The sequence below is a fragment of the Agrobacterium sp. SORGH_AS_0440 genome, from assembly GCF_031453135.1.
GTDB lineage: Bacteria > Pseudomonadota > Alphaproteobacteria > Rhizobiales > Rhizobiaceae > Agrobacterium > Agrobacterium pusense.
Genome location: NZ_JAVIYR010000002.1, coordinates 1,558,511 through 1,570,007, shown reverse-complemented (window position 1 = coordinate 1,570,007; position 11,497 = coordinate 1,558,511). Strand labels below are relative to the sequence as shown.

Genomic DNA, 11,497 nt, shown 5'->3' with positions numbered 1-11,497 from the left:
ATTTTCCATGGCTCCCGCCCCGGAACCCCGTTTATCTGTAAAGGCCAGGTTTCGGTCAGGACAACCCTAGCACCACTAAAATACCTAGGGTGGCAATAACACCAACTCTGAGTATGTTTCGTTAATAAATTGTGGGTTCCATGCGCCTTTTACTTGTATCGGCGCAGATTTATGTGCAGCGAAGCCGCCCGCGTTTCGTTCACCCTCGAGTGCAGCCATCGTCATGGCAAATCTGCCGTGGCGAAGGAGATGGCGGGCGACCGCGGAAATGTGTCTTTGTACGACTGCGCGGTCCTCGCAATAGATGAGGCGCGCGGAGGGCGCCCTTTTGGTCGCCGTTTTCAGAAAGACCAGCGGGTAATGACGGCCATCCGCCTGCATGATGGCGACGATGCAGCCGAGGCGCGCGTGATCTTCAAGCATCTCACGCGTCTCGCTGGTCAGCGTACCGGGTTGAGCGGAGGCAAGCGTTATGAGGCGGGCGCTCGAGGGGCGCAACGCCTTCAACGGCAGGGGATAAAAAAGCGTGCAATCCGTCACCGTGTGAAGGCCCAGCCTCTCATTCAGCCTGCAGGCTTCGGCCGAGGGGGTGAGGTCGGTGAAGACCTCATCCTCTGAAGACGACGCCATTTGCAACATGCGCGGCGCGAACCATCTGCAAGCCGGCTCGACATACCAGCTGGACAGATTGACGACGACAGTGCCGGTATCCGGCAGGCGGCTTTTGATTGTCAGCAATACACCGGCGGTGGCGTCACCTTTCATCAGCAATTGCCCGACGGGACCGAGTTGCCGGCGTTCGTGATGTTCGGCGATCAGCGCAAGCCCGCGGGACCAGAAGGCCTCGCTCTTTTCAGGGAAACCTTTCGTCAGAAGACTGATGGCGGCGGCGCGGTTTCCGTTATCGATCGATACGATTTTCAGGGGCGCTCTCCGCTGTCTGGCGTCACTCGGCCTGAGGAAGAGATTTTTCAACCCCACCGCGCGTTATGGGATTACAACGATAGATTTACCGTCCCGTTAATCGCGCTGGCTGCAAGGCCGAAGGAGCGATCACATTTGCATGAATGGGCAGGCGCGCGTGCTGCGCGCCTGCTGACGTTGCCGGCCGATCAGTACACGACGACGCCGCGGATGCTTTCGCCCCTGTGCATCAGGTCGAAGCCCTTGTTGATGTCTTCGAGCGGCATGGTGTGGGTGATCATCGGGTCGATCTGGATCTTGCCTTCCATGTACCAGTCGACGATCTTCGGCACATCCGTGCGGCCGCGCGCGCCGCCGAATGCGGTGCCCATCCAGTTGCGGCCGGTGACGAGCTGGAACGGACGCGTGGAGATTTCCTGGCCAGCACCCGCAACGCCAATGATGACCGACTTGCCCCAGCCGCGATGGGAGGCTTCCAGCGCCTGGCGCATGACCCTGGTATTGCCGGTGCAGTCGAAGGTGTAATCCGCGCCGCCGATCAGGTCGCCGTTGCGCTTCGTCATGTTGACGAGATAGGGCACGATATCGTCGCCGACTTCCTTCGGGTTGACGAAGTGGGTCATGCCGAATTTTTCGCCCCAGGCCTTGCGGTCCGGGTTGATGTCGACACCGATGATCATGTCTGCGCCGGCAAGACGCAGGCCCTGCAGCACGTTGAGGCCGATGCCGCCGAGGCCGAAGACGATGGCCGTGGAGCCGATCTCCACCTTGGCGGTGTTGATGACAGCGCCAATGCCTGTCGTCACGCCGCAGCCGATGTAGCAGACCTTGTCGAAGGGGGCGTCCGGGTTGATCTTGGCGACGGCGATTTCCGGCAGAACCGTGTAGTTCGAGAAGGTCGAGCAGCCCATGTAGTGATGGATCTTGTCCTTGCCGATCGAGAATCGCGAGGTGCCGTCCGGCATCACGCCCTGGCCCTGCGTGGCGCGGATGGAGGTGCAGAGATTGGTCTTGCGCGAGGTGCACGAATAGCACTCGCGGCATTCCGGCGTGTAGAGCGGAATGACATGATCGCCCTTCTTGACGGAGGTAACGCCCGGTCCGACATCCACGACGATGCCGGCGCCTTCATGGCCGAGAATGGCCGGAAACAGGCCTTCCGGATCGGCGCCGGAAAGGGTGAAGTCATCGGTGTGGCAGATGCCGGTCGCCTTGACCTCGATCAGCACTTCGCCGGCCCGGGGACCTTCGAGCTGAACGGTCATGACCTCAAGCGGTTTTCCGGCCTGAATGGCAACTGCGGCGCGAACGTCCATATCTTATCTCCTGGCATTGTCTTGTGATTGAACAGGGCTGTTTTGCCCGAGCTTGGCTGGAGGGACAAGGGGCGAGCCCAAGTTTGTGTTTACGCATGTCACCGTGGATGCAAATCCTATACCGGCGTCACACGCTCATACGCTTCTATCGAAGATAGCTAATTTATTAATGAATAAACTAAGCATATGAATTTGCGTCATATTTTTTAGTTCCGATTGAGCTTTGATTTACGGTTTGCGTGTTAATTGACCCCTGTATTTTCAGTGGTCAGGCGGCGTTGCCCGAAAAGCAGCGCCGCAGGCGGCCAAAGAGCAATTTTCAATCGACCGGCGTTAGCCGGACATATTTAGCGTCGCAGAAAGCCAGGCCAGTCGCTTTTCACAGCGCGCCTTTCCCATGGTGATGAGCGACATGAGACGGTGTTTTGATGACGAGCAGGTGGATAAAAAAAGCAGCACGGGAAAGGGGAGCGTTTTTCTCGCTGCTCAAGGACCGCAAAGGCGCTTTCGCCATTATGACCGCACTGTTGCTGCCCCTCTTCGTCCTTCTGTTAGGGGTGCTTTTCGAAGGCGGCCGGGCGCTGGTCTATTACAACCAGTCAAAGCGCGTCATGGCGCTGGCCTGCGAACGATCGACCAAGCCCACGCGGACCGATACGCCTGAAGATGAGGACCGCCGGGAAGCCGTGCTTACAACCTTCGATTCGATGATCCAGTCTACAAAACAAAAGGTGATCACCCGCGATGTTGTCATTGACTGGCTGCGCACGGATATGAAGGCGGAGTTCGGCTATAATCTGCTGTTTGCCAAGATGTTCAGCCTCGACGAATTCAAGTATCGTTTGAACTACACTTGCCAGGGCATCCCGCCTTATCCCTATGATGGTGAAGTACTGGTCAATAATGATTTTGAGAAAACCTCACTCGATAAAGAGCGCGTTCTAAAAAACGGGGTCACCGCAAGGACCCCCGGCGGTTGCTGGGGGGTCTATCGCTATACCGAGATCCGCTGGGACGGCGGGACAGACCCCGGTATCGAATTGCAGGACTGGAGCAGCCCCTGCTGCCGCAAGAATCACGACTGGGATGGCTATCCGGACGGGTTTGCGCAGAAAGTTGAGAAAGACAAGGAAACCCTCAACGACAAGGCCTGCGATATCAAAGACACAGACAAGGCGGCCAACACGCGCAGGGATATGGTCGACGACTCCACTGGCAATAATGCGTCCTTGCCGACGCGCTACGTGATCGAGCTGGACAGCGACTGGGGCGCGGTGAGGCAAGGGGGGAAAAAGCCCATGAACGCCAACAGCTCCATCTTCAAAAAAGTGGAGCTTCATCCCGGCTACTATGAGATATCCGTGTGGTACAACGGCCGTAAGAGTCATTTCAAGGACCCTTCCAATCCCGGCAAGCTGATTACCGCTGAGCAGACGAACGGCATCGATGTCACCCTGCAGCAGCTTCGGCCACAATTGGGCACTGTAAAACCGGTCTTCAACATGCGGCAGGGACCGGGCATGGAAAATCCCGTCGATCAGGCCATCAAGTGGCGCTATTACCAGAAGAAATTCACGGTCGACACCTACTCCGTATACAAGCTCACCATCGCCGCATCGGGTTTCAGTGACAGCGTCGGCGGCATCATCACCGGGTTCGAACTGAGATATATCGGAAGGTACGGCGATGAGCGCCGGTAACCGCGTCGAAGCTCGACGGCCGAAAAAACGTCCAACGTCCTCTCGTTTCAATAACCGGTGGCTTGGGCATTATCGGCGTTTTGCCGATGACAGGCAGGCGGCAGCAGCGATTGAGGTCGCGATATTGATGCCGTTCTTCCTCATTCTGATCTTCGGGATATTGGAAATCGGTCTGTTGTTCCTTTATCATCTCAACCTGTCGACGGCCACGACTGCAGGCATAGAATATCTTCGTAAAGCGGCGATGCAGCGGGAGCAGGTGACTGCGGACGCGCTTCGGCGTGCGATCGCGGCCAAGTTTATCGGGGCTACGGACACGGAAACCCTGAAGATAACGCTTGTTCCTATAGCCGATGACGACATCGTCGCGACGCCGATCTCCTTCCCCATCGTCAACCGCTTTCAGGCGCCGAACAGTTCTGCCGGCCAATATATACTTGCGATCGGCTACAACTGGAATTTCGTCATGCCGACGACACATCTGCTTGTGCCCAAGTTCGGAGGCGTTCGTCAGCTGCAGAATGTGTCTCTGGCGGTCACGGCCGTACGGGTGACGGAATGATCGGCATGGGTTCACACCGCATCTTCCGGCTCTTTTCCTGCCGATCCGGCGCCGCTGCCGTCGAAATGGGACTTCTGGCGCCGGTCCTCATTCTTTTTCTGGCAGTCATTGTCGAGGTCGGGCGAGGCTGGATCAGTTATGATCGTTTTGTCACCGTGATCGATAATGCGGCCAGATGGTCGGCACGATTTCCGGAGTTCGAGACACGGGTCAGAACCGGTGTGTCCCAATTCGCGATCATCGCGGGCAACGGCATCCTCGCAACGGATAAGCTCAATCTGACTTTGCGAAGCGTTGAGCTGACCGGCGGCACGCCTAAAGAACAATTCAGGCCATATAATTTCTTTGGATCGGCCGAGGACGTGCGATGGCAAAAGGCAGTGACTGACGGTGGATTTGGCCCCAAGGAAGCGATCATCGTTGTCTCCGGGCGCTACAGCTACAAGCCGTTGTTCTCAATCCTCTTTGGAACGACGATCACCTTCGAGCATGTTGCCGCAGTCAATCCCTTCTTCTCAAGGCATTATCCCTATCAGACCGGCAAATCCGATTTTGGCAAATGGAACGTGATGTAACGACGGCGGTCATGCCAGGTTGCCATGTCTCGGCGTCAGTCAGGTCGCCGCGCCGCCTTTGGGCGTCGCGAGCCACGCTGCACAATCCTTCAACGCCCGCGCCGCGATCAGCTGACGTTTCATGATCGTCTTGTCCTTGCCGCGAAAACGCTTGACGCCTTCTGGCTTGACGATCGAGCCCGGCTCCAGTTCGGGGAAGAGGCCGAAATTGATGTTCATCGGCTGGAAGGAGCGTTTGCCCGGTTCATCATCGGAAGACAGGTGGCCGCCGGTGATGTGGTTGAGCAGCGAACCGAGCGCGGTGGTGGCCGGCGGCAGGCTCGGGGTTTCGCCCTTTTGCTCGGCGGCGGCGAAGCGGCCGGCGAGGAGGCCGACGGAGGCGCTTTCCACATAACCCTCACAACCGGTGATCTGGCCGGCGAAACGCAGGTCCGGCCGGGATTTCAGCTTCAGCGAGCGGTCAAGCAGGGTGGGGGAATCGATATAGGTGTTGCGGTGCAGGCCGCCGAGGCGCGCGAATTCCGCATTTTCGAGGCCGGGTATCATGCGGAACACATCCGCCTGAACGCCGTATTTCAGCTTCGTCTGGAAACCGACCATGTTGTAGAGCGTGCCGAGCGCATTGTCCTGGCGCAGCTGGACGACGGCATAGGCCTTGACGGTGGGGTTATGCGCGTTAGTCAGGCCCATCGGCTTCATGGGGCCATGGCGCAGCGTTTCGCGTCCGCGCTCGGCCATGATTTCGATCGGCAGGCAGCCGTCGAAATAGGGCGTGCCTTCCCATTCCTTGAAACCGACCGTGTCGCCGGCGATCAGCGCGTCGATGAAGGCGTTATATTGCTGCTCATCCAGGGGGCAGTTGATGTAGTCCTTGCCCGTGCCGCCGGGGCCGACCTTGTCGTAACGCGACTGGTACCAGCAGATATCCATGTTGATGCTGTCGCGGTGGACGATCGGGGCGATGGCGTCGAAAAAGGCGAGCGCATCCTCACCCGTCTCGGCCTGGATGGCGGCGGCAAGATCCGGCGAGGTAAGAGGCCCGGTCGCGATGATCGTGTTGCCCCACTCCTTCGGCGGCAGGCCGTTCACCTCTTCGCGGACGATCGTCACCAGTGGGTGACCCTCCAGCGTTTTCGTCACGGCCTCGGAAAATCCGTCGCGGTCAACGGCAAGCGCGCCGCCGGCCGGCACCTGGTGTTTATCGGCGCAGGCCATGATCAGCGAGCCGGCAAGCCGCATTTCCGCATGGATGACACCAACCGCATTGGCCGTCGCATCGTCGGAGCGGAAGGAGTTGGAACAGACCAGTTCCGCCAGCGTATCGCCCTTATGCGCATCGGTACCGCGCACACCGCGCATTTCATGCAGGATGACGGGAACGCCGCTCTCCGCAATCTGCCATGCGGCTTCCGAGCCGGCCAGCCCGCCGCCGACGACGTGAATGGGAGAAATGGTCTTGTCTTGCATTTCGGTGTCCATGGGCGGCCGCGGGGCCAAGGCTCCCGTCCGGCGGCCGTCATTCGAGTGAGTGTTCCGCGCGGGTCCTAAAAGGACGCGGCATTGTTTGCCGATGCACTAGCATGCATGGCGGGGGCAGCCAAATGGTTTTGGCGGATGGAGGCTAGTGGGCTACGAAGCTCCCGCCGGGATCGAGGAGCAGGCGCGCATTTTGAAGCGGGCGGATGCTGCCTGCTCCTTCTCCCCGCCGGGGAGAAGGTCGCGGCATCGGGATGAGGGGGCGAGGTTGGAGATATCAGGGGAGCTAGCCCGCTCATCCCACCCTTCGGGCCACCTTCTCCCCGGCGGGGAGAAGAAACAAGCGGCGATCTCGAACCCGATGTCTTTGGCGTAGCGCCCGTATCCGAAATGCCGGCCGGCCCTGTAAAACCGAATGGTGGCGGAAGCCAGGAGTGCATCTTCGAAAAATAGCTGCTTGCAGCGGAAACTCCAGAATCAAAAACGGCGCCAGAGGCGCCGCTTTCTTAACCTGTCGCTCAATCGTCGCGCCCTGGAGGTCGGGCAGCGGGACGATCGTTTACGCCTTAGCGGAACGAACGGGCTGCTACGTTACGGATGTCGTAACGGGTCAGGCCGATGTCGCTCAGAGCCTGGTTGGAGAGGCTGCCGAGTTCGTTGATCGTGCGGCGGTAGGAGATCCAGTTCTTTGCGATGCGGATAGGGTTCATGGTCGTTTCCTCAATCTATCTCTGTTGATTTCGTCTGCCGGCTCAGCGGTTTCTCTGTGCTCTCGGCTGTTGAGGTTTATATATAGACATGAAGCCATGTTGTGCAGTGCAGAATTTAGGCTACTGCCATGCATTTGTGCAGTATGTCGTCTAAATTTGCGGCTTTGGGTATCATATGGGCAAAATATGAGCGGAAATGCCTGCCTTTGAGGCGGCTTTGAAGGATATGGCGGCCTTAGACGGCTTTCGAAGGGGCTCTGCGGCGTGAGAGGGCAATCGGAGCAGGCTCGGACATCATCCTCGCGTACGCCCACACTCGGCATCAATGCATTTATCCGTCGGCCCAGCAGGCGGTACAGAAGAATTGCTTCGAGGTGGGGAGCCGCCCAAAACGAAAAAAGGCCAGAGGCGGAAGCCTCAGGCCTTTTTGGGTAGGTCGTCTCGCATCCGCCGCAGAGCGGCGGGGCGTCCAATTAGAAGCCGACGGCGGTCTTGGCGACGCGGCGGATGTCCTGACGGCCAATGCCGAGGTCATTCAGTTCGCGGTCGGTCATGCGGCCGAGTTCGGTTACGGTCTGACGATACTTGCGCCAGTTGGTGAGCGAGCGTGCAATGTTCATTTTCATCTTCCTCTTCGTGCTGTTCAGTCGCCGCGGCCAGTCTTGGGAGGCTTTGGTCCGGGGCTGAACTCGATCTCTGTATGACCACAAATATAATCGGTTTAATCAAAACAAAAACAGACAAAGCAAGATGCCACCTATGCATTAAACGCAATGCAATCCCGTAAAATGCCCCGATTCCGGCGATTCATGCATAATTTGTGACCAATTTGTGTGCTTTTGATGGAGTCATCCGCCTGCAGCCTTGCGGCGGTGCGTCATGCGGCGGCTGCGTGCGGCGGTACCGGCGCCATCATGTGCCCGCCGTGCCATATTATATATAATGTCAATGCGGCCGCGTGTTAGCGTGAAGCGGCCATATGATAGGGGGGTCGGTAATCGGGGAGGACGATGGCGCGCTACGCCGCTTTCGTCCCTGTATCCTGAAGGCTTGCCGGTCTTTCGTGTTCCGAAAATCCGTTTGCCGGTCGCGAAAGCGGGCCGGGCCTCCTTCTGCCCAGCCCGGCTGGCAAGAAAAGTCCGGGCGAAACGAAAGGCAGCGGAACGGCGTGCTTGACCCTTTCTGAACATTGTGACATACCGCCGCCCAACGTGCGGGTATGGCGGAATTGGTAGACGCATTGGTTTTAGGTACCAACGCTTCGGCGTGGGAGTTCGAGTCTCTCTACCCGCACCACAAGCAAGGCATGGCTGTGCCACGCTTGCGCCAGAGTGCATCCTTACAGGATGCGGGGAGCTTCGGGGTTCATTACTCCCCTTTGGTCTTTATTCTCCGGTGCAGGCGTAACGGTGTCCGGCAGGCGCTTGTGTAAGAAATAAGGGAAGCCACGGCCGGGGAACGATGTTTCCGGCGCAGTGCTCGAAAGTAAACCAACGGCTGTCTGAGCACCGCCGCCATGATGTGAAGGTTAGGAAAATGCAGGTTATCGAAACGCTCGCTGAAGGGCTGAAGCGCGAACTCAAGGTCGTTATTCCGGCTGCCGACATGAAGGCCCGCCTGGACGAGCGCCTGGTCGACGCCAAGGACAAGGTTCGCATCAACGGTTTCCGTCCCGGCAAGGTGCCGGTTGGCCACCTGAAGAAGATGTACGGCAAGTCCATCATGGCCGACCTCGTCAACGAGCTGGTTCGTGAAAAGCCGTCCGAAATCCTCTCCAGCCGCGGCGAGAAGTCTGCAACGCAGCCTGCGATCTCCATGACCGAAGACGAGCAGGAAGCTGAAAAGATCCTGTCGGCCGAATCCGACTTCGAATTCACCGTTGCCTACGAAATCATTCCGGCCATCGAACTGAAGGCCAATGACGGCATCAAGGTTACCCGCGAAGTTGTGGAAGTGACCGAAGACGAAATCAACGAGCAGATCCTCAAGATCGCCGAAAGCGCCCGCACCTACGAGACCAAGAAGGGCAAGGCCGCTGAAGGCGACCGCGTCACCATGAACTACCTCGGCAAGGTTGACGGCGTTGCCTTCGACGGCGGCGCTGCTGAAGACGCTGAACTGGTTCTCGGTTCGGGCCGCTTCATCCCTGGCTTCGAAGACCAGCTGGTTGGCGTCAAGGCCGGCGACGAAAAGACCATCACCGTGACGTTCCCGGCTGATTACCCGGCGGCGAACCTTGCCGGCAAGGAAGCCAACTTCGACATTACCGTCAAGGAAGTTGCTGCCGCCGCTCCGGTTGAAATCAACGACGAACTGGCCGAAAAGCTTGGCCAGGAATCGGCTGAAAAGCTGAAGGAAATCGTCAAGGGTCAGATCGAAAGCCAGTACGGCAACGTCACCCGCCAGAAGGTCAAGCGCCAGATCCTCGACCAGCTTGACGAGATGTACAAGTTCGACACGCCGGCTGGCCTGGTTGACGCCGAGTTCGACAACATCTGGCGCCAGATCAACACCGATCTCGCTCAGTCCGGCAAGACCTTCGCTGACGAAGACACGACCGAAGAAGAAGCCCGCGAAGAATATCGCAAGCTGGCTGAACGCCGCGTCCGTCTTGGCCTCGTTCTCTCCGAAATCGGCGAAAAGGCCGGCGTCGAAGTGACCGAAGAGGAAATGCAGCGCGCGCTGTTCCAGCAGCTGCAGCAGTTCCCGGGTCAGCAGAAGGAAATCCTCGATTTCTTCCGCAACACCCCCGGCGCTTCCGCTTCGCTGCGCGCTCCGATCTTCGAAGAAAAGGTCATCGACAAGCTGCTCACCGAAATCTCGGTAACGGACAAGACCGTTTCCAAGGAAGAGCTGCTGGCTGACGACGGCGAAGAAGCCACGGAAACCAAGAAGAAGGCGCCTGCCAAGAAAAAGGCTGCTGCCAAGGCTGACGACGCCGCTGAAGGCGAAGAAGCCGCTCCGAAGAAGAAGGCTCCGGCCAAGAAGAAGGCCGCTGAAGGCGACGCTGAATAATCTTCTTCAGCGCAAGCTGATTTGAATGGAAGGGCCGTGGCGAAAGCTGCGGCCTTTTTGTTTGGGAAGATGCGAGTGGTTCCGCCCTGAGCGACGTAGCCAGTGGCACAAATCAGCGCCACTGGCAGGTGCAGAATGCTAGAACTGGTTCCGGCTATCGCTTCTAGGATCGTTATCCACCTGGTGAGGTGCATATAGATCGCCACGCGCTTTTTGCCGCCATGGTCGCGCGGGATGTTCTCGATTGATGATGACGTCCGCCACCGCAATGGCCGGTGAACCACTGACCGGGCATTGAGCCGCCCATTGACCATCCGGCGCTGCTATTGCCGATGGGGCGCCGGGACTTTGGGTGGCAAGTGTGGAATAGCTGGCCCAGTAGGTATTGCTCGCTGCATGACCCAATATCTCGGCTGCAAACGCAGGGGCATTTGAAGCGTCTTCGCCTGCGGTAGAAAACAGCATGCAATCAACACTGAGCTTCTCATATTCCATGAATATTTCCGGGTAATGCGCCTCCATACCAAGCGCGCAACCGAAGCGGAACCCATCAACGTCGAACGTCACGGGGAGGTGTCCCGGCGAGTACATGAACGAGATTTTGGTTTTCGACAACAGACGTTCATCATAGCGGGTTATAATCGCGCCACGATCTGAGATGACGTACAGGCTGTTATATGGTCTGTGCGGCGGCGTCAGTCGATGGACGGCACCGAGAACTGTCCAGAGTTTCAGCTTGCGCGCCAGTTTTCTGGTCGCCTCCAGTTCTTTGCGCAGAGTGTCCCATTCAAAGCGTGTCCAGTCGGAAGGGCCTATTTCCCGCGGACCAGTCTCTGACATGATCCGTTTATGCGGCCAGCACGTTGCCCCTTCAGGGAAGTGTATGAGACGTGCGCCAGCAAGATGGGCATCGTTCATAAGACGGCGTATTTCCTGTCCGCAGGTTTTTAGGGCGGAGATATCACGAGGATCGTTGACCAAGGATGTCTGCGCGACCGCCACCCTTATTGAGTTGCTCATAGGAGCGTCCGGTATTCTGCGAATATGCTGGAGAGCAGCTGTATAAGATTCGCCTGTTTTGGCCGCGCGAGCTCTCACCCGACGTTTTAAATTGCTATTTTGCGTCATTGTCAGGCCTTTCACGTCTCAGACGCAGTTCCCCAGCAACCCGCCCGAAACGATCGGACCAAGACAATTGCCTGAGACACTAGTCCCTTTG

10 protein-coding genes and 1 tRNA gene are annotated in these 11,497 nt (G+C 58.1%); 5 read left to right on the top strand and 6 right to left on the bottom strand.

Annotation, left to right across the window (positions count from 1 at the left end):
• Positions 1-84: 84 nt before the first annotated feature.
• Entirely contained in the window at positions 85-975 is an 891-nt protein-coding gene (locus QE453_RS16965) for a hypothetical protein (protein ID WP_309777527.1), read from the bottom strand.
• 137 nt (positions 976-1,112) lie between these two features.
• Entirely contained in the window at positions 1,113-2,240 is a 1,128-nt protein-coding gene (locus QE453_RS16960; protein ID WP_022556250.1) for an S-(hydroxymethyl)glutathione dehydrogenase/class III alcohol dehydrogenase, read from the bottom strand.
• Positions 2,241-2,668: 428 nt separating this feature from the next.
• Between QE453_RS16960 and QE453_RS16955 the strand changes: the two genes are divergently transcribed.
• From QE453_RS16955 to QE453_RS16945, 3 genes are read left to right on the top strand one after another with little or no spacing between them, the layout of a single operon-like run.
• Positions 2,669-3,940 (top strand): pilus assembly protein, encoded by a 1,272-nt coding sequence (locus QE453_RS16955; protein WP_309777525.1) that lies wholly within the window; start codon positions 2,669-2,671, stop codon positions 3,938-3,940.
• Entirely contained in the window at positions 3,927-4,502 is a 576-nt protein-coding gene (locus QE453_RS16950) for a TadE/TadG family type IV pilus assembly protein (RefSeq protein WP_004442067.1), read from the top strand. Before QE453_RS16955 ends, QE453_RS16950 begins: the two co-directional genes overlap by 14 nt.
• A gap of 5 nt (positions 4,503-4,507) precedes the next feature.
• Complete coding sequence (locus QE453_RS16945) at positions 4,508-5,077, top strand: TadE family protein (RefSeq protein WP_112765927.1); 570 nt, start codon at positions 4,508-4,510, stop codon at positions 5,075-5,077.
• A gap of 39 nt (positions 5,078-5,116) precedes the next feature.
• Here the strand turns inward: QE453_RS16945 and trmFO are convergent, their stop codons facing one another.
• The 3 genes from trmFO to QE453_RS16930 all read right to left on the bottom strand — a co-directional run bounded on the left by trmFO (position 5,117) and on the right by QE453_RS16930 (position 7,883).
• Positions 5,117-6,556, bottom strand: a complete 1,440-nt coding sequence (gene trmFO / locus QE453_RS16940; protein WP_184285542.1) for a methylenetetrahydrofolate--tRNA-(uracil(54)-C(5))-methyltransferase (FADH(2)-oxidizing) TrmFO — start codon at positions 6,554-6,556, stop codon at positions 5,117-5,119.
• 563 nt (positions 6,557-7,119) lie between these two features.
• Positions 7,120-7,263 (bottom strand): DUF1127 domain-containing protein, encoded by a 144-nt coding sequence (locus QE453_RS16935; RefSeq protein WP_003495735.1) that lies wholly within the window; start codon positions 7,261-7,263, stop codon positions 7,120-7,122.
• A gap of 473 nt (positions 7,264-7,736) precedes the next feature.
• Positions 7,737-7,883 (bottom strand): DUF1127 domain-containing protein, encoded by a 147-nt coding sequence (locus tag QE453_RS16930; protein WP_004442060.1) that lies wholly within the window; start codon positions 7,881-7,883, stop codon positions 7,737-7,739.
• 593 nt (positions 7,884-8,476) lie between these two features.
• Between QE453_RS16930 and QE453_RS16925 the strand changes: the two genes are divergently transcribed.
• Both QE453_RS16925 and tig read left to right on the top strand, forming a co-directional pair.
• Positions 8,477-8,559: transfer RNA gene (locus QE453_RS16925), tRNA-Leu, on the top strand.
• Positions 8,560-8,799: 240 nt separating this feature from the next.
• On the top strand, positions 8,800-10,278 hold the full coding sequence (tig, locus tag QE453_RS16920) for a trigger factor (protein WP_309777523.1): 1,479 nt from the start codon (positions 8,800-8,802) through the stop codon (positions 10,276-10,278).
• Positions 10,279-10,416: 138 nt separating this feature from the next.
• On the opposite strand, the gene QE453_RS16915 is transcribed toward tig, so the two are convergent.
• Positions 10,417-11,406: a carbon-nitrogen hydrolase family protein gene (locus tag QE453_RS16915; RefSeq protein ID WP_244404927.1), complete on the bottom strand. Its 990-nt coding sequence runs from the start codon at positions 11,404-11,406 to the stop codon at positions 10,417-10,419.
• Between the last annotated feature and the right edge of the window lie 91 nt (positions 11,407-11,497).